Annotated in this window: 22 protein-coding genes; 6 read left to right on the top strand and 16 right to left on the bottom strand. The window is 42.5% G+C overall.

From position 1 onward, the window contains the following. The first annotated feature begins 62 nt into the window (after window positions 1-62). The gene (locus BM008_RS06835) at window positions 63-365 is read left to right on the top strand and encodes a nucleotidyltransferase family protein (RefSeq protein ID WP_091935640.1); all 303 of its coding nucleotides are present in this window, start codon (window positions 63-65) and stop codon (window positions 363-365) included. On the opposite strand, the gene BM008_RS06840 is transcribed toward BM008_RS06835, so the two are convergent. Together BM008_RS06840 and BM008_RS06845 are read right to left on the bottom strand one after the other, a co-directional pair. Then, on the bottom strand, window positions 360-659 hold the full coding sequence (locus BM008_RS06840) for a HepT-like ribonuclease domain-containing protein (protein WP_091935644.1): 300 nt from the start codon (window positions 657-659) through the stop codon (window positions 360-362). The two genes, BM008_RS06835 and BM008_RS06840, sit on opposite strands and share 6 nt — an antisense overlap. Window positions 660-710: 51 nt before the next feature. Continuing rightward, on the bottom strand, window positions 711-1,019 hold the full coding sequence (locus tag BM008_RS06845) for a nucleotidyltransferase family protein (RefSeq protein WP_394328916.1): 309 nt from the start codon (window positions 1,017-1,019) through the stop codon (window positions 711-713). A 102-nt stretch (window positions 1,020-1,121) separates the two neighbouring features. On the opposite strand from BM008_RS06845, the gene BM008_RS06850 reads away from it, so the two are divergent. Then, a complete protein-coding gene (locus BM008_RS06850) occupies window positions 1,122-2,411 on the top strand; it encodes a DUF2254 family protein (protein ID WP_091935209.1) in 1,290 nt (429 codons plus the stop codon). 1 nt (window position 2,412) lies between these two features. Here BM008_RS06850 and BM008_RS06855 read toward each other — a convergent pair whose 3' ends face one another. From BM008_RS06855 to BM008_RS06885, 7 genes are all read right to left on the bottom strand, one after another. Next, complete coding sequence (locus tag BM008_RS06855) at window positions 2,413-3,108, bottom strand: fibrillarin-like rRNA/tRNA 2'-O-methyltransferase (protein WP_091935212.1); 696 nt, start codon at window positions 3,106-3,108, stop codon at window positions 2,413-2,415. Beyond that, window positions 3,108-4,178 carry an NOP5/NOP56 family protein gene (locus tag BM008_RS06860; protein WP_342707568.1) on the bottom strand — a complete coding sequence of 357 codons (1,071 nt, stop codon included), beginning with the start codon at window positions 4,176-4,178 and terminating at the stop codon, window positions 3,108-3,110. The genes BM008_RS06855 and BM008_RS06860 overlap by 1 nt, the downstream gene beginning before the upstream one ends. Window position 4,179: 1 nt before the next feature. Then, the gene (locus BM008_RS06865; RefSeq protein WP_091935650.1) at window positions 4,180-5,139 is read right to left on the bottom strand and encodes a beta-ribofuranosylaminobenzene 5'-phosphate synthase; all 960 of its coding nucleotides are present in this window, start codon (window positions 5,137-5,139) and stop codon (window positions 4,180-4,182) included. 27 nt (window positions 5,140-5,166) lie between these two features. Next, window positions 5,167-5,859 carry a DUF2953 domain-containing protein gene (locus BM008_RS06870; protein ID WP_091935215.1) on the bottom strand — a complete coding sequence of 231 codons (693 nt, stop codon included), beginning with the start codon at window positions 5,857-5,859 and terminating at the stop codon, window positions 5,167-5,169. A gap of 38 nt (window positions 5,860-5,897) precedes the next feature. After that, window positions 5,898-6,311, bottom strand: a complete 414-nt coding sequence (locus BM008_RS06875) for a GerW family sporulation protein (RefSeq protein ID WP_091935218.1) — start codon at window positions 6,309-6,311, stop codon at window positions 5,898-5,900. Between the two features lie 137 nt (window positions 6,312-6,448). After that, entirely contained in the window at window positions 6,449-8,629 is a 2,181-nt protein-coding gene (locus BM008_RS06880) for an ATP-dependent DNA helicase (RefSeq protein WP_091935220.1), read from the bottom strand. A gap of 51 nt (window positions 8,630-8,680) precedes the next feature. Beyond that, window positions 8,681-9,328: a type IV pilin domain-containing protein gene (locus BM008_RS06885; RefSeq protein ID WP_143072301.1), complete on the bottom strand. Its 648-nt coding sequence runs from the start codon at window positions 9,326-9,328 to the stop codon at window positions 8,681-8,683. A 287-nt stretch (window positions 9,329-9,615) separates the two neighbouring features. On the opposite strand from BM008_RS06885, the gene BM008_RS06890 reads away from it, so the two are divergent. From BM008_RS06890 to pyrH, 3 genes are all read left to right on the top strand, one after another. Then, window positions 9,616-9,792 carry a 4Fe-4S binding protein gene (locus tag BM008_RS06890; RefSeq protein WP_091935226.1) on the top strand — a complete coding sequence of 59 codons (177 nt, stop codon included), beginning with the start codon at window positions 9,616-9,618 and terminating at the stop codon, window positions 9,790-9,792. Window positions 9,793-9,953: 161 nt separating this feature from the next. Next, window positions 9,954-10,676 (top strand): hypothetical protein, encoded by a 723-nt coding sequence (locus tag BM008_RS06895; protein WP_091935229.1) that lies wholly within the window; start codon window positions 9,954-9,956, stop codon window positions 10,674-10,676. 8 nt (window positions 10,677-10,684) lie between these two features. Further along, window positions 10,685-11,389, top strand: a complete 705-nt coding sequence (gene pyrH, locus BM008_RS06900) for a UMP kinase (protein WP_091935231.1) — start codon at window positions 10,685-10,687, stop codon at window positions 11,387-11,389. A 23-nt stretch (window positions 11,390-11,412) separates the two neighbouring features. On the opposite strand, the gene BM008_RS06905 is transcribed toward pyrH, so the two are convergent. The 4 genes from BM008_RS06905 to BM008_RS06920 all read right to left on the bottom strand — a co-directional run bounded on the left by BM008_RS06905 (window position 11,413) and on the right by BM008_RS06920 (window position 14,395). Next, entirely contained in the window at window positions 11,413-11,709 is a 297-nt protein-coding gene (locus BM008_RS06905; protein WP_091935234.1) for a hypothetical protein, read from the bottom strand. Between the two features lie 200 nt (window positions 11,710-11,909). Next, complete coding sequence (locus tag BM008_RS06910) at window positions 11,910-12,446, bottom strand: B12-binding domain-containing protein (RefSeq protein ID WP_177187997.1); 537 nt, start codon at window positions 12,444-12,446, stop codon at window positions 11,910-11,912. Window positions 12,447-12,742: 296 nt separating this feature from the next. Further along, window positions 12,743-13,870 carry an isocitrate/isopropylmalate dehydrogenase family protein gene (locus tag BM008_RS06915; RefSeq protein ID WP_091935239.1) on the bottom strand — a complete coding sequence of 376 codons (1,128 nt, stop codon included), beginning with the start codon at window positions 13,868-13,870 and terminating at the stop codon, window positions 12,743-12,745. Window positions 13,871-13,915: 45 nt separating this feature from the next. Next, the gene (locus BM008_RS06920; protein WP_091935242.1) at window positions 13,916-14,395 is read right to left on the bottom strand and encodes a 3-isopropylmalate dehydratase small subunit; all 480 of its coding nucleotides are present in this window, start codon (window positions 14,393-14,395) and stop codon (window positions 13,916-13,918) included. A 191-nt stretch (window positions 14,396-14,586) separates the two neighbouring features. On the opposite strand from BM008_RS06920, the gene BM008_RS06925 reads away from it, so the two are divergent. After that, complete coding sequence (locus BM008_RS06925; protein ID WP_091935245.1) at window positions 14,587-15,030, top strand: Lrp/AsnC family transcriptional regulator; 444 nt, start codon at window positions 14,587-14,589, stop codon at window positions 15,028-15,030. Here BM008_RS06925 and ablB read toward each other — a convergent pair. From ablB to BM008_RS06940, 3 genes are all read right to left on the bottom strand, one after another. After that, on the bottom strand, window positions 15,021-15,863 hold the full coding sequence (ablB, locus tag BM008_RS06930; RefSeq protein ID WP_218146695.1) for a putative beta-lysine N-acetyltransferase: 843 nt from the start codon (window positions 15,861-15,863) through the stop codon (window positions 15,021-15,023). The two genes, BM008_RS06925 and ablB, sit on opposite strands and share 10 nt — an antisense overlap. Further along, window positions 15,856-17,169: a lysine 2,3-aminomutase gene (gene kamA / locus BM008_RS06935; protein WP_091935250.1), complete on the bottom strand. Its 1,314-nt coding sequence runs from the start codon at window positions 17,167-17,169 to the stop codon at window positions 15,856-15,858. The genes ablB and kamA overlap by 8 nt, the downstream gene beginning before the upstream one ends. A gap of 232 nt (window positions 17,170-17,401) precedes the next feature. Then, window positions 17,402-18,658, bottom strand: a complete 1,257-nt coding sequence (locus BM008_RS06940) for an ATP-binding protein (protein WP_091935253.1) — start codon at window positions 18,656-18,658, stop codon at window positions 17,402-17,404. Window positions 18,659-18,847: the final 189 nt, after the last annotated feature.

Below are 18,847 nucleotides of genomic sequence, written 5' to 3' on the forward strand. Positions count from 1 at the left end.
TTTTTGTGAGAATGAATGTTACATGAAACTTAATAAGAATGATAAATAATATTGTTGCGAATATGAATTCTGCTAAAAAAGAAAATCAGATAGATGAATATAAGCAGACTATTCTTCCGATACTCATTCGAAATGATGTTGATAAAGCAGGTATCTTTGGCTCGTTTGCAAGGAACGAAGCAAGAGATGACAGTGACATCGATATTCTTGTAAGCTTCAAGAGCAGGAAAAGCCTTTTTGACCTTTCCAGATTAGAGATGGAACTTGAACGGGAGTCTCACAGGAAAATTGAGGTCATCACCTATGATTCCATAAGCCCTCTTATACGGGATAGAATCCTGAAAGAAGAAGTGAAGATACTATGAATTCAATTCCCTCAATAAATCCTCTATTACAGGTTTTGCTTCGGGAATACCTTCTTTCACACTAAGCCATACAACTTCGAGATTTACACCAAAATAAGCATGTATCAACTTGTCCCTGATGCCTGCCAGATCTTTCCACGGGACAGTAGGATACTGTTGTCTGATATCATCTGGAACGTTCTTTGCTGCCTCGCCGATAATTTCCAATGCTCTTATAACAGCATACTGTGTCTTTGTGTCCTCAATAAAATCATCGAATGAGTAGTTACTTACAAAGTCTTCCGCTGATTCCATGGCATTATAGATATCCTGCACATAGTCCTTTATGTCCCGAATTCTAACACCTCAAACAGCTTCAACTTCATTCAGTATGTACTTCCCAATATTCGGCTTTAGTGCATCTTTCATTACAAGATCGACCTTAATTCCAAGAGAATCAGAAAGATAGTTCTCAAGATGAACGAACCTGAAAATAGTAGGAGTTTTGCTAAATTCTACCAGCACATCAAGGTCACTTTCCAGAGTGTGCTCTCCACGTACATAGGAACCGAATAGTCCTATGTAACTGACATTGTATTCTGCTTCCAGCTCTGGCATTATCTCATGGAGCTTTTTCCTGTAAGTATCAATATCTTTTTTGGCTGGCATTTTCATCTCGAAAAGTGTTTTTCAGTTATATGTTATTTTTAATATGTATAAGTTCCCTGTTAATTTCAATACTGTTTTATTTATTGAAACTGTTTATTTTATGTGGGCATGCTACCAAATAAATTGACAGATTTCTTCGACAAACCTGCGTGGATTAACAGAACACTGTTCTACGCTAGTATATTTCTCAGCATAGCCTTGATATTCATTATCGTTTTTGGAGTCTTCAATTTCATTTTCCCAAATTTCACATTCCCAAACAACGCCATAGACTACGACAACGAGCGCTATCTTCTCAGCGCCCTTGTCCAGAGTCTCGCCGCCACCATCGCTTTAGTTATCACACTCAGCCTCGTAGCCGTACAGCTCGCAGCCCAATCCTACTCTGCAAGGGTAATTGATGTCTACAAACGGAACCCCGATATGTGGATACTTCTCTGCATCTACATTTTTACTATATTCTATGGACTTGGATTAACTAAGATCATTGGACTTGGCATTTTAGGAAATTATATGGAGAACGCTATTTTTTTGGCTTACTTCATGGGGTTCTTTGCTTTTGTTTGTCTGGTGCCGTATATGTTGAAGACTTTGGATTTGCTGAAGCCTTCAACATTGATTATGGAATTAGCAAAGAACATTACAAACGAGAATTTGTTAAAAGCAATTTACGCAGAAAACAATAAGATTGATGAACTCGACCCAATACAGCCCTTGATTGATATTTTGAATAGTTCTCTAATGAAATATGATAACGAATCAATAAGAAACTGCCTGAAAGCAATCACTGAAAGCACAAATAATCTTTTTGCGGAGGGAATTGATGAAAGAGATGAAAAAGAAGTAGCATCTTTTGTATTTCAACACATATCTTCTGCTGTATTCTTAGCAATTGAAAAACAAAATGAAGATGCAATTTGCAATTTAATATTAAGCATGAAACAAAATGCATCAAAAGCAATTGAAATGAAAAATAAACTAATTCTTGAATTTTTAATTGATTCTTTTAGAAAAATCGGAGGAAAAGCATACGAGAATAGGATGTATTCTGTTACGAAAGATTGTGTAAAAGCAATTGGAAAAATAGGCCAAGATAGTATTGGGGAAAAAATGGAGAATGTAACAGATGAAATAGTAATCAAGTTTGACTTACTGTCACAAGTAGCTATAGAAACTAAAGCAATATATGGATCAGAAATTGTAATGCAACTCTACAAAATAGGTAAGGAAGGACTAAAAAGAGAAGCATACGATGAAACTGAACAGATATTATGTGAACTAGAAGCAATAGCTAATTATGCAAAAGATTCCGGTCATTTAGAAAACCTTGCCCATGTTGAGTCCAGAAAATTAAAAAAAGAATTTGATGAGAAAAGAACACAGTCATCAAAAATCTAAATCATTCCTCATCATCCACAAACATCTTTGCCACAAGACCCAGATGGTCCTCGTGGAAAGGATCAAGTTCCTTCCTCTCCAGCACCTCGAACTCAATGTCAAAGCCGCTTTCGAGTTTGCGGACCTCTTCCTTGAATATCTTTTTCGGGCTGGCTACGGTGTCGATGCTCCTTGACTTGATGGAGAGCATCAGATGACCGTGTTCTTCTAAGAAGTACTTTGAATTGATCGCTGCGATCTCAGCCTGGTTGGGCTGGGCAACGTCCTGGAAGATGACATCCACCTGTTCTACGATGTGAGCGTAGGACTGGGGTTTGTTAGCATCAGCAAGGATAGGTATGATGTTCGGGCGCTGGTCGCAGAGCTGGATAAGGTCACGCATGGTACGTGGGGAGAACTCAACCGCATAGACAAGTCCGTCTGTCAGTATATCGGAAACGTGGCTGACAGTTGTTCCTGAAGCAGCACCAAGATAGAGAACTGTGGAATCAGCCTCAAGAGGGATGTCGAAGTTCTTGAGCACCATGGCTCCGAGCTTACTTCTGCTGGGGTCCCACTGACGGTATTCCGTATCATCATCAGTTATGAGACGCTCGCCGTAGACACTCAGGCCGGGCATGATATTCTTAGTTGCAAGCATCTTCCTGTCATCGATATCCAGTTCATAGATACCGCTGGATAATTCTCTTACCGGCATTAGCGTTTACCTCCAGTATTCTTTCCTTTGCCTTTTCCTCTGTACTTACGCTTGCCACCCTTGCCGCCTTTGCCCTGTGGCTTATCCTCTGGCTTCCTCTCAGGAGGATTCGGATTGGCCTGTCTTATGCTTTCCAGCTTCTTCTCAAGGGCTTCCTTGATGGATGGGTCCAGTTCACCAGAGTAGAAATCGGTCCTTGCAGCCAGACTTATCTTGGAAGCAAGTGCCCTTGCAAGTTTACCTCTCTGCCACCAGGGCGCATTCTTGATAGCAGGATTATTGAATATAATTCCATGTTTCGGGGATGGAGCCTTGGAACGCAGATGCTTGAAAAGCGCCCTGTTCGCACCTATCACCTGCACCGTGCTGGATGGGAAGGCAGCCAGCTTCTGAAGACTTCCTGCCATACTCATAAGGCGGGCACCAAGTGATGCTCCTGTGATATTACAAAGGTTCGGTGCAACCGAGCCCATGCTAGTATTAATGTAATTCTCGATGTACCTGCGGGTATCATACAGACTGCAGATGTTCTTCGCAAAAGCCCTCAGAAGCTCCTCATCCGAGAACAGGAGTTCAGCACCCATAGACTGTGATGCCTTCTGTGAAAGCTCATGGTCATCCGGTACATTTGCCCGGGAACCATAGGCAGAAACGAATACTGCTAACTCTTCACCTGTCATATCCAGTTCCGGGAAATATCTTCCGTACCACTCGAACAGGCGCTCGCTGAGTTCATTCACATTCTTATCGATATCATCCAGCGCCTCAACAGCCTGGATGATCCTTGAATCGTCAGTGTCTGTCTGGGATATCTGGCTCTTTGCAGCTCTGATACACACATCTCTCAGAAGGATATCGTAATCCTCATCAAGATCAACAAAACCACTCTCCAGTGCAGCTTCCCTGAGGTCTGCCCTTTTCAGAGGAACAGCCTGAACATTATCATGCAGCTCAACAACAAGCTCAGCCAGCTTTTCAGGGTTCTTATCAAAAAGCTCACAATCCCTGATCTCACCATCTTCATCCAGTTCGATCTTACCGAACCATGCAGTGAATTCCATACCGGTCATATCAGACCCTCCTTATCTCTGCACCTGTGTTGTTCGCCTTTGTTACCAAAACCTTGCCACCTATTGTCCTGTCAAGGAGTTCCTGCACATCCTCCTGCAGATATGCAGCATCCTCATGATTATCAACAATACCATAGACAGCCGGACCGAAAGAGCTCATACCAGCGCCATAGGCACCATTATCCTGCATCAGTGCCATAACATCCTTCACAACCTGATGCTGGAGAGCTACTTCTCGTTTCTTGAAACCGATATTCTGTATGTGATTGATACAATAACCAAATGCTTCGATGTCCTGCTCCATTATCGCAGGCATCATTTTCATAAGAATGATATGGGAGAGTTCCTGAACCTCGTTCAGAGGTATTGGACACTCCTTCTGGAATATATCGACCTCATTGGCATCGTGTGCACCCTGGGTTTCAGGCAATGCAAGAACTATATCCCAATCCGGGAAATCATGTCTGAAAAGAACCGGTGCCGGGTCAGCTCTGCTTGCAGATGATGGAGAGAATGAACCTTTATCACTAAACTTATGCCCGCCGTCAACGATGAAACCGCCCATCTCAAACGATGCCACACCGATCCCTGAAGTACCGCCACGTCCAACGGCAATAGCAAGATCCCTTACGCTCATACCAAGATCATATAGTTCGTTCACAGCCGCAGCAGCAGAAAGCGCCGCCTGTGTACCGGAACCAAAACCAACGTGTGCCAGCATATCCTCTTCGATCTTAAGGCTTATACCCTCGCCTTCAGGAAGTACCTGCTTCACAGCATTTATCATCCTCTCAGCAAGGAATGAGTCACCCACCACCTCAATAGTATCTGATTCCTCTGCTGATATCACAACATGAGGGGAATCCAGAGAGATACCGGCGCCTCCATCCACCCTGCCAAGCTGGGCATTCAGATCGATAAGAGTAAGATGAAGCCTTGATGGGGACTTAATAATGATCATGTCATGGATTATCAGTGACACATACTATTAAAGATTAACACTTGGTCCTTTGGATCTGCCAGCCCTTTTATTCATCAGAAGTTTCCATGAGAAACGCAGGACATTCCTGTTAAGGATGAATAGAAGAATTACAGGAATGAATCGATACAATCTTATACGGACAGTTCCCGACATGTCAAGATCAAATCGGGTCTCCTGAAAATCAGGCACAAGTTGTAGATCCATATTATTGGAATGGCGGGCAAGATAGCCTTTGAGCGCATGAACATAGCCATAGGCCATTCCGGTGTATGCAGGATCAGGGAACCCATAGGCAACATTGATATTCGCATAAGGTATCCGCATGGCATAGATAAGCCCCTTTAACAATCGAATGACAGGAGACCTTAGTTGCCTGAAAGCCTGCAACATCTCCGAATAGGACATATCAGTTCTCTTTTTCTTTTCCTTCTTCTCCGACCCTTTGCCCTGAAAATGTGCAGTCACACGCTCGGTCACGAACTGCTCCGCCTCTTTAAATTCCTCAGGAATATCATCATCAGACCCATCATCCTCTGAAGGGCTTACGATGCGAGAGAAGAAGAGCCAGTGAACAGTAACACTATGTTCGACGGAAACACCGGAACCCTTTGCCTCAAAGACAATATCAATTGCGACGATCAGGACTAACAGGACTGCAAGTACGATAAGAAGCAGTATCCCTGCTAAGACAGATAGCATAGCTGCTCCATGCAGGACCGAAAATAAAAATGAAAGGATCAGTCTTCAGATGGTACATCTTCCCCTTCACAGGGTTCTGAAACTTCTTCGCAGCTTTCATTCTTCTTTGACTTCTTCATTGACTTGACCTTTTCGATCAGTCCGGGTACGGATTCGAGTATTTTCCCGAAATCGGTCTGGCCGGATAAGGTCATCAGTTTAGTGCCATCTGGTGAGATCACGATGAATGCCACAGGTTCTATCTTTGCACCTGCTCCACCGCCACCACCGAAGCCTTCTTCTTCGCCTTTCTTCTTGCCCTCTCCACCGCCGGTACCAAAGCCGAATGATACCTTGGTGACAGGGATGATGGTGGTCTCCCCTACGACCATAGCCTCCCCGACAACGGTCTTTGTGCTCACTAATCTTTCAAGTTCTGCAGATACTTCTTTCATCAGGTCTTCAAGTGCCATTACTAAAACCCCTTAAGAATAGATTTACCTTCATTGGTAATATTCTTTCCTAAAAAGAGAGAGTCATCAAAATATAAAGAAGTAGCCCCTATAAAAATTGGAAAGTATGGATGCTTATAGAGTTGAATATAGCATGATCATTCTGCATTATCCTGGAAGAAGTTCATCAAGGAATACTTCACCTTTTCAGGCTCCACATCGATGAATTCATCTCTCTCATCCTCAGGGAACATCTCAAATACAGAGAATTTTCCAAACTTCCTGGGAGCCTCAGTGGTGAAACGTCCGTCAAGAAGGATCCTGACACCGTAATCAACAGGTGAGCGTACGACCCTGCCCATTGCCTGTCGGATCTTGCGGATAGTTGGTACCTGAACAGCGAATTCCCATCCTGCACCATAACCAAAAGTATGATCATAGGCAGACTCCACCGCATTCATCCTGTCATTAAGGGCCGGATAACCAACGCCTACTATGATGACGGTCCTGCCTCTTCCGTCACGATAATCGATGCCTTCACTAAGAGTTCCCCATAGATATGAGACCAGCACAGCTTTTCCGCCTGCTTCGCCTACCCTGAAGAAATCCTCCCTGACCTCCTGGGATGAGACACCCACCTCGTCAAGGAAAACAGGTGCATCTACTCTGGAATCGAGCTTACTGTAATAACGTCTGGCTTCAAAGGAACTCTGGAAGAAGATGATGACATTCCCCTGTGACTGTTCCACAGCATCGAACAGGACCTCTTCAATAGCCTGCAGGGTCTGCGGATCATCCCTTGTCTTTGCAAAGAGCGGAGGTACTGAGACCGAAAGTGTCAACCTTCTGTCCTCCGGGAAAGATGTCGCATAGGAAAGCTCGCAGGTGGTCCTTGATATCCCCAGCGTGGACTTGACCATATCGAACGGACGCAGCGTTGCTGACATTAACACGGCAGAAAAGACCGAATCGAAGAGAGGTTCTGTCACATTCTTAGGAATACATGTGAAAAGCTCTATTCGGCCATAGATCTCGTCGTTCATATCGCGCCTTACATTAAGGACCGGATAATAGTTCAGATTGTTAGATAATACCAGATATGATGAAAGGAAATCTGCTGCATACTTTATATGTGAACGCTTGAGGACACCGGTGAGACCTTTCTTGTACTGCTCACGATAGTTCTCATCGAGCATTGCACCAAATGCACTTGCTTCTGAAAGGACTTTCTGGATCTCCGGCTCGTCACCGAAACCTGCGTCCTTTGCCAGTTTAAGGAATTTTCCTCCCACCATGTCGTTGCGCTCATAGGGATCACTGATACGCATATCATACCAGTGCCTTCCAACCCGTTCGCGCTCGCCGAACTTGAAACGTGAATTATAGATATCTTTCATCACATTGTTGAGCATTTTCAATAGATTATGGATACCGCCATCAGGCATCTGATCGAGATTCGCCTCGATCTCTGCAATTGCCTTCTCCAATGTATGCTCTGTGATAGTAATAGATGAATGTGACCTTGCGGCGGATTCTATATTATGTGCTTCGTCAAAGATGACTATTACATCCTGTGGCTCTTTTTCCAGCCAGTTGAGCACGGTCATGAATATATCAGAATTAAGTACATGATGGAAATTGCAGATCACCAGTTCAGCATTCTTGAGCTCACGTTTCAACAGCTCATACCCGCACATCCCTTTCTGGACCGCATACTCGTTCACTTCCTCAGGACTGCGTACATCCTCGAACAGCCACTGCCTGAAAGCCTCGCCATCATAACGCAGCACCTCATAGAGATAATCACATGAGCGCTTACGAAGCTCTTTCGACTTTTCCTCAGCAACATCGAGTTCCTTTGAAAGGGCATCCCTCAGAGCTATAAGTGCCGTGTCCTTTGACTTCTTGTAGTTCTCAAAAGCGGACTTCATCTCCTGTTTCTTGAGAATGAGCTCCCTTTCGGTCTCCATGAGCTCGAAAGTGTTCTCCCTCTTGAGCCTGCATTCCTCATAGTCGGTCTCACTGGGACACATTGTGGCCTTGCCTTTGAGAACCACTGCCTTGAGCTCGTTGGTCTGCTTTATCTCCCGGGCCTCATTGATGAACTGTACCATCTGCTGATGGACATTCGTGGCTATGATAACTGTCTTCTGGAGTTGTTTTGCCACATTAAGAGAAGGTGCCAGAGCACTCAGGGTCTTACCTGTGCCACATGCCCCTTCAAAAAGTATGATCTCCTTGTTTATGAGAGAAGCATGGATCTTATCCATCGCATCCTGCTGATTCGGGTAGCAGGTATCCTTTGGGAAATATCTCATGTATCCGGTCTTGCCGCTCATTGCAGTACCTATGACCTCACATTACTTAAACGGTTTTGATACTCTCCATCCTCACTTTACCAGAGATACATAGCATTCAGACTCGGAGATAATACGCTGAGTATCCTTATCGAATATCTTCACAGTTATCCAGGTGTCCTCTTCCAGACCATAGTTATTGGATGTTTCAGTAATTCCATTGATACTGACATATACAGAAGACGCAGAAGTACCATTGATACTGTCGTCGCCATTGAGTACAAGAGATTCACCTGTTGACCAAACACCATCTGAAAGACAGGGATTCCTTGAAGCATATTTAGGTATCTTCCCTTCGAACATCAGGTCATCGTAAGTAATTATCAGATCACCGTATAGTGTCGTACCAGATCCAAATACACCTGAATAACTACTGCCATCTCCTGATATAATGAGACGTATGGAATCTGCTGGTAAAGGATCACCACCCATATGATCGAGATACAGGAAATTCTTTTTATATCCTACATAGGTTGGATATTTGGGGAGACCGCCGTCCACATGTTCCACTTCAATTGAAGCCATCGGAGCTTCCTTCAAAGAAGATACCATATCATCTCCATACACCGCTGACACAGTTATCCCTGCCAATAGAACAGTAAGCAGGAGCATCAGGATCACTCCAATTATCGGCGATATTGCTTCTCTGTTGACCCATACATCCAAGATCTGTTTTTCCACAGCCTGAATTTTGATAGCAACTATATAAATTGATCTTAATTACTCTAATATATTCATTGTCAGTATAATATCATGAATAATTATGCGTTATCCAGGCCATATATTAGCCCGGATATGAAATTGAAGATCGTTCAGCAATAGAGTGCAGGCTCCTTTGTTTCAAACAGATAACGATACCTTTTTATCCCACTTCTGTTATGATAGGGTGTAGAGTTCTACTGAAATATTGTAGATAAACATACAAAATAAACAGCGCATTGTTATGCAATGTAAGGAGCGTAAAACAAATGGTAGCAATTATTACTGTCGATGAATGTGTCGGTTGTGGAACATGTATAGATGAGTGCCCAGCAGAGGCAATTACACTTAACGGAGACAACATTGCGATCGTAGAAGCAAGCGAATGCCTTGACTGCGGTGCATGTGTCGACGTCTGCCCAACAGACGCAATTGCAATGGAATAAGATCAATTCTTTATTCCATATTCTTTACTTTTCTATTCTTTTTTTACTTATTTAAAAATTAACACTTGAGTTACATCTGGTGCAAAGCATATATAATAATATCACTTATATATTATGATTTGGAAAAAATAGTTAAAGGTGATCATGTGTTAAACAGCAGTATGATAAGAACAATTTTCATGGCATTCCTGTTACTAAGTTGTACTGCCACGAGCGCGTATGCATCGATATTCGAACTTGAGATAGTACCCATCTCGAAAATAAAAGATGATCCAACTGTTTATGATAGTACCATGGCATACCGCAGGATAAGTGTCACAGGGAATTTTTCAGATATTACAAAACAATCTGCAACCCTTACTGATGGCCCGGACTCATTGAACATCGAAACATCTAAAATAGAACTATTCGATGGGTTCAATATCAGTGAACAGGCACTTGTTACAGGTGAATTCATCTATGAGCCTATAGGAGAAAGCAGGCTTGTACCCATCTATGTCCTTCGCTATCCTATCGTGGATATGGGGATCGTGAATATAAGTGATGTCGTTGCTGACCCGGCGAACCACAATGGTAAATACATGACAGTAAAAGGAAATATGTCTGCTATTGACCAGACCATGGGCAGATATACGATAACCGTCACAGATGATGAGAACAGTGCCCTGAGAGTATTCTTCTATGGTTCAACAGAACTTCAACCCGGTGATGCAGTAAAGATATACGGACTTTACAATGGTAATGTACTTCACAGTGAGAGTATGGGAATAAACAGGTCCCCACTGTCAATATCAACATTCGTACCCGGTTTTTCATCGATAATGGGTGTAATTGCAATATTGTCCCTAGCGTTACTTTTAAAATCAAAACAGCGTAACGACTAGAGGTTATCATGTTAATTATATTATCAGTCGGTGGATCGATACTGGCAAAAGAACTTAAACCGGATAGTTTTCTGGGATATGCCGAGGCGCTCAAAGAGCTTGCCAAAGAGCATGAGATAGTAGTAGTGACCGGTGGCGGTGCTGCTGCAAGGGATTACATCAGTGTGGCCCGTAGTACCGGAGCAAATGAGGTGGAGTGCGATTATATAGGTATTGATATAACACGCCTGAATGCTAAATTGCTTATATCAGCACTTGGTGATGCTGCATACCCGGAACCTCCAAAGGACTACAAAGAGGCACAGGATGTACTTTCATCAGGAAAGATAATTGTCATGGGCGGAGTTATCCCCGGACAGACAACGGATGCTGTGGCAGCAATACTCACAGAATACCTCAGGGCAGACCTCCTGGTCATATCAACTGCAGTTGACGGAGTGTATTCCGCAGACCCACGCAAGGACCCTGATGCTGTCAAGTATGAGACAATGACCGCAAAGGAACTTGTTAACACCGTCATGGCAACTGAGATGAAGGCCGGATCTAAATCACCTGTTGATCCACTCGCTGCAAAGATCATCGAGCGCTGCAATATCGAAACGATCGTAATGGAAGGTAGCGAACCTGGAAATGTTCTCAGAGTAATTATGGAAGAGAACGGAAAGAAAGGGGACAAAAAAGGCGTAGAGCTTGGAACCCGTATCGTGAATTAAAATTAAAAGGGTTTTTTGTGGCTTCAATTATAAGCCACAAGATATTCAGGTTCTTCCTTGCAGGAAGTGACCATCTTTAGTTTTTCATTGGATCTTTTGAGCGTCTCTATGGTCTGCTCGAACTTTTCCATCTTCTCTTTTGCCTGGCGGACCTTTTCGTTCTCGTTCTCGAGCTTTTCCATGAGAGTCTTACGCTGTTCTTCTGGAATGTCCGCATTGTCGATCTGTTTTTGATAATTAGAAGAAAGTTTGACGTACTTACGGAACATCTCATTCATGAGACTCAGATCACTTTCCAGTTCTTCAATTGTTTTTGTCATAACAGAATTACACTCCTTTTAATGAAAGGCCATTAGCCGCCCATTCTGTGTTACAGGCTTATTTTGCCATCATTTACAGATATAGGGAGAATATTCTATTATATAAAAATATCTATTTTAAACTATATAATCACCATTATGATGATGATATATTATAAGGACACATTGAACAAAAAAGAGAAAAAGAAAATATGAAAAAGCTAACAGATGACCTTTTCACTCATATCGCACAACTGAAAGGTGGTCACCTTTGGATTTGCTGCCAGTTTAGCTTTGATCTCATCTTTACATGAGCTTGGAAGATCTTCAAATCCCCGGTCATGTTCTATAAAATCAACAATATGAACACTATCCGGGATCTCTACAACATCATATCCGTTTATCTTGAACATTGTTTCAAGGATATCGATCTTCTCATCCCTCTGGCTTTCATTTACAAGCTCTATGACCATGTTATCATTCTCTTTCCTGCCCTTGCCAGCACTATCAAGGACAGACATCCCTGCCTTCATAGCACCATATGCTGCAAAGATATGTAGGAGACATGCATTTCCCTCTTCGAACATGTCTCCAACTGCTTTCATGCCTTCTATAAATCCCTTCTCAATAAATTCGTTTATATCCACATCCATTTTAAGAGCTTCTTTAGCTACATTTTCTGCACCATTCTCATCATAATCGAGAATCGATCCCTTTGCCATCTCTATGAGTTGTTCTGTATCTTTTTGCTGAGACAATGTATAATCCCTCTGTATTTGGATATGGTACATCCCAAATTGCATTTGTGTGTGCAATTTGGTAACAAAAAGAAGAAAATTTGCATCCCATATAAATCCAGCGCCTAAAATAGCGGAATTTATCACGAATATACACAAATAAATAAAATAATCAAAAATAAATTAACATACTCGATTTATGGAATAATATCATATGAATAGTGAATGAAATGTACAATATCTCATAGAAATTGAATAAAATAATATAATATCAAAAAAGATAAGAAATGCATCCATAAAGGATGCAAAAGATAAATTTACTTTCCAAGGACTATCCTTGCGATATCGTCACCGACATCTGATGTGCCTGATGATCCACCCATATCATAGGTCTGGACCTTTGCATTAAGAATGTTGGTTTCGATCGCAGAAACAATAGAATCTGCAGCTTCCTTCTCGCCCAGCTGCTCGATGAGCATTGCGCCTGCCCAGATAGTAGCAATTGGATTGACCTTGTTCTGACCCTTGTACTTTGGTGCTGAACCGTGAATCGGTTCGAACATACTGGTACCTTCAGGATTGATGTTTCCACCAGGTGCAAGTCCGAGTCCTCCCTGGACCATTGCTCCGAGGTCTGTGATAATGTCACCGAACATGTTCGGGGTTACAACAACATCGAACCATTCCGGATTCTTGACGAACCACATTGTCATTGCATCCACGTAATTGAAGTCTGTTTTGACATCAGGATGCTTTTCTGCAATTGCATTGAATTCCTCTCTCCAGAATCCGTAGATATCGGAAAGTACGTTTGCCTTGTCCACAGATGATACATGCTTCTTGCTGTTCTCAGCAAGATCGAATGCATAGTTGATAACTCTCTGTGTACCTTCCTTTGAGATCATACCGATCTGATAACCGATCTCTTCGCTGTCAGTCTCGATATCAAGACCGAACTTTGCGTTGTAAAGGGTTCTTGATACTTCAAGAAGGTCCTTGCTAGTACCTTTCTTTGCACGTCCGCCTATTCCAATGTAGAAGTCCTCGGTGTTTTCCCTGACAACTGTAAAGTCAATGTCTGCAGGGGTCTTGTCCTTAATAGGGGTCCATACACCTTCAAGCAACTTGATAGGACGGAGGTTGATGTACTGGTCAAAGTAGAACCTTGCTGCAAGCAAGATACCCTTTTCAAGAACACCTGGTGCGATCCTGTCATCACCAATGGAACCAAGATAAATAGCTTCGTAGCCTGAAAGCTCTTTTAGTGAATCCTCAGATATGAGCTCACCTGTTTCAAGGTAGTGGTCTGCACCGTGTGGGAACTCTACCCAATCAACATCAAATCCAAATTTCTCTCCTGCAGCATCGATAACCTTACGACCTTCGGCTATGATCTCAGGACCTATTCCATCTCCTGGAATTACAGGTATTTTGTACTGTGTCATGATTACTCCTAAGATAAGATATTCAATAGATAATGTTCAGATAGCTCAGATGATCTGCCTTGTGTACTCGATCAGTCCACCAGCATCCATGATGCCCCTTACGAACTCTGGCAGAGGTGTTGCCTGATATTTTTCGTTCTTTGTGACATTGGTGATCTCACCTGAAGCAAAATCAACAGACAGTTCATCGCCATCTTCTATTTTGTCAGTGTCAGGACACTCAAGGAGTGCAACACCGATATTGATCGAGTTCCTGAAAAAGATACGTGCAAATGACTTTGCGATCACGCAGCTTATCTTTGTTCCTTTCAATGCAATAGGAGCGTGTTCTCTTGAAGAACCGCATCCAAAGTTGTTCCCGGCAACGATGATGTCACCCTCTTTGACCTCTTTAGGGAACTCAGGTCTTACACCTTCAAAAGCATGTGCTGCAAGTTCTTCAGGAGTATTCATGATCAAATACCTTCCTGGGATCACAGCATCAGTATCAACGTCGTCTCCGAATTTCCAGACTCTTCCGTTCATATTTCCACCTAATTTGTATTAATTAATAATTATCATTAATGAAATTGAAACTATACCTTAGATAGCATCATACTAAATAATACTACTGGCAAACCGGAAGAAAACGAAATACCTTACAGAGTAATGCATACGTGATACAATGATCAACTGCAACAGAGATCATTAATAGTAGCAAACCTAAGATTAAGGCAATGGTCAGCAAAAAGGATGAGGTCATACTATCCATACTGCAAAATGGAGCCAGGACACCGATATCAGAAATAGCCAAAGAAGTAGGCCTCAGTGAGAACGGGGTCAGGTACAGGCTTGAAAAACTGGAAGACGAAGGATACATCAAGAACTACACGGTATTGCTCAATCCCAGGAAATTTGGAAAAGGAACCTTTGCGATCTTTAACCTGGAAATGGAGCCAAAAAAGACAAAGGAGAGCATTCAAAAGCTGATGGAGATAGATGAGTTCATTAAGATCTACCAGACAACCGGCCAATACTCCATCAAAGCATTCGGTCTTTTCAACGATGAAGAAGAACTGACCAACTTCATAAATAACCGTCTTCTATACGAAATCCCAATACAAAATTACAGTGTTGAGATCATCACTAAGAACATCAAGGACAGTATATATCACATCTGATCAAGTCTTTTGTACCAGACATTCATACTTTCGATACCACCTGATATATTGGTATTATTGACCAGGGTCCCTGCATACACATAGGAATTCCGTGAGAATACCGTGTTGATCCCATAGGACCTTGCCCTTGCAATAGTATATGCGGTGATGATGAACATTTCACGCATCTTTTTTTCCATTCTATCCAGAAGATGATAGGAATAACCTCTGCCCCTGAATTCAGGTAATGTTGCAAAATCGGTCATCTCGACGTTACTGTGCTCAACATCCATCTCACAGGATGATAAAGCAACAAGTTTTCCACTTTTCCTTATACCAAAATAAATGAGGTTCTCATCCATTGTCCTGAGCAAATATGCAGGTTCATGTATAGGGAAAGGATAACTCGGGAATACCTGTGAGTATATCTTCGCCATCTCTTCAACATCATCCTCAGCACATATAGAACACTCTTCGTCTTCCAGTAGCTCAACTTCCTTAGAACTACCAAGCTTTGAAAGAGCAGCACTGATAACCCCTTCTATCTCATCGGGATATCGCTCTTTTGAGCGTTCGGTCGAAAGGAACTTCCCCATGAAACAGGCAGTCTCTTCTCCGTCATACAGACCGGGAACATGAGCTTCCTCAACATGACCCATCTCCTGAAAATGGCCTATTGAGGAGGAAGGGATCTTTGAGAATATCTTTGAATATCCGTTCTCCTTCGCGATCGTCTCCACCTGAGCAGGCACTTCCAGATGATCACCAGATGCAAGTTTCATCAAATAAACACGGTCATTGGAAGGACCGTGCTGGATGACAGAGTTCCTTATTTTAAGGATATGATCAGTCAACGTTCCTTCTCTCCATGCGTGCAGTATCTTCAGGTACAAGACTTGTGTCATCATAGAAGTCAGAAAGCAGTTTTGCAATTCCAACTGACTTGTATTCCTGCGCCTCATCCAGTTTTAGCTGCAATTTGCAACCGTCACACTTGCGGTCACAGTAAACTGCCTCATATGAATCGGGTTCTGCGTAAGTAGTGATAACACCCTCGTAATTCCTCAGTATCACCTTATTAGTTGACCAGGATATCAGATAGTTTGGCATCACAGGGATCTTGCCTCCGCCACCAGGAGCATCGATCACGTATGAAGGAACAGCAAAACCACTTGTATGGCCTATCAGATGTTCCATGATCTCCATACCTTTGCCAACAGATGTCCTGAAATGAGTGAGACCTTCCGAAAGATCACACTGGTACAGATAATATGGTCTTACCCTGTTCTCCACCATCTTGTGGAAGAGTTTCTTTAATATTCTATAGCAATCGTTAACACCTGCAAGAAGAACCGTCTGGTTCCCAAGAGGGATACCTGCATCAGCAAGTTTCCTCAGTGCCTCCTTTGAGGAGGAGGTAATTTCACGTGGGTGATTGAAATGAGTATTTACCCATATAGGATGGTGTTTTTTTAATACGTTCACTAAATTATCAGTTATACGATATGGAAGGACCACAGGCATTCTGCTACCTATCCTGATCACTTCTACATGCGGGATCTTCCTTATTTCAGTAAGGATCCAGTCCAGATACTCATCTGAAAGCATGAACGGATCACCACCTGATAGTAGTACATCCCTGACCTCAGGAGTGTTTGCTATATACTCTATCCCTTTGAGCACCTCATCCTTATTGGGTATGGAATCCACATCACCTACTTTCCTTTTCCTTGTGCAGTGTCTGCAATACATCGAGCATACATTGCTTATGTGGAAAAGTACCCTGTCAGGATATCTATGAGTGATCCCGGGCACAGGACTGTCATGGTCCTCACTTAAAGGATCTGCCATCTCATCACATGATACTATCAATTCATTTGGTGAAGGAAAAGATTGCATGAATATCGGGTCGTTCCTGAAATCCTCGACCTCTATAAGGGAGAGATAATATGGAGTTATGGATAACGGGAAGGTATCAAGTGTCTTTTTGAGCGCTTCCCTTTCATCTGCTTCAAATCTGATGTTAAGAAGAGTTTCAAACGTATCGATATCGCTGACCGAATGTCTCAATTGCCATTTCCAGTCATTCCATTTTGCCAGGGGTTCTTCAGAGTCGATCCTATCTACAATGCTTTGTTGCCTATTCTCGTATGATCTCATCGAATCACTTATTAATTAATGTACAGAAGATAGTTGAAAAACAGAATGCCACATAACTAATGCCGGTTCATCTGAAAAAGCTAATTTGTTCCAAACGGCATGGGAAGGCAGATCTTCTGTGTTTGCTTATATGTTCTAGTCCTCTCAAACAATTCTTTGCAGTAATATATAATTTGTTTTAAGATAGTGCAGATATAAGGATAGATCTTTGCAGATAAAGAAGAAGGTAGAATTAGAAAATAATAGAAGGGTCATCCCCACCATGCCAGCTAAGACGTGGTCTCATCCTGATAATATGAGAAGCTTCAGTATTATCATCCACAACAAATGCTGCTCCTTTCTCAGAGCCCATCTTCATGATAGAATCACCAAAATTATCCTTCATATAAGTAGGTCTTACCGATTCAAGGACACTGATATCATCCTGTGATGTCAGCCGATGACATATTACAATATCAGATTGAGATAGGACATCCGGATGGATAGAGGAAGGACGTTGAGTTGCAAGCACCAGTGACAGACCGGGCTGTCTGCCCTGTTTCAGCCACTCGTTCAAAAGGATGTCCGATGCAAGTGTCCTGCCCTTTGATGGCAGGAACTGCTGTGCCTCATCGATGAACAACCAGACCATAGGTATACCTTGATCTACGTCCTGATCACCCATCATGACTCTCTCAAAAGAACGTCTTGCTTCAAGACGAAGATGATAGATACTTCTTGCGATCGAACCGACCAATGCAGACCTTACAGCCTCACTTCGTATGGTGCTCACATCTATGACAGATGTAGAGCCACCTTTGACCATCTCTTCTATACCCTGACTTCTTTCTGCAAACACACCCCAGGATGAAGCTGTCCTGAAATGGTTCTCTACAGCACTTTTCGTAACAACGTCCGAGCGTTCATCATCAATAATGGAATCGATGATATCCTCAAAAGAAAAATCACCTTCAGCCCTCAGATCCTCTATGGTCCTGATAATAAGCACACCAGGAGAGGAAACAGCATCTATACTAAAGAGCCGACACCACTCATAGCCATCTATCTGTGATATTGGAATGGAGAGCGGACGCACATCGATGTTCCTTTTCTCATAACTGCTGACACTTCCGGCAGGTACAAAAATATCAGCATCGAAACCCTTTGGTTCCAGTTCCCATTCATTTATCATCTTATTCTGGACATCATTGCTCTTTCCAAGTGTCCAGAAAATGCCCATTGTATCGATGACCACAGAAGCGACACCTTCCCTGATGCCATCCGGCAGGAGCATCAACCCTTCCATAAGTACACCCATTGTGTATGATTTTCCATACCCTCTTTTGCCTGCAATGAAAACCGCATGTGGTCTGTTTACATCAAGAGATACATGAGAGCCTGAAGACCTGTCACGTGCAAGATACCTTCCCATGTAAAGAAGGACTTCTTCTCCATTCCCACCGAGAACATACTGATGCTTTGAAATACCTGCGTCTAAAGATGAGGACATAATGAAATTTGAAACCTCTACACTCCATATAATATTTTGTATTTAGTTCTAAGTTTTACACAGTGAGCTTCAAAATATCAAAAGGAGGAGCTGCAGACTTTCTAAAATAAAATATATCAGGCGTGTAAATTAACAAAATATATATACGTCCATTCATATTAGAAGTCGAGGAATCTCCGTCATCACATC

Source organism: Methanolobus profundi, assembly GCF_900114835.1.
Lineage (GTDB): Archaea > Halobacteriota > Methanosarcinia > Methanosarcinales > Methanosarcinaceae > Methanolobus > Methanolobus profundi.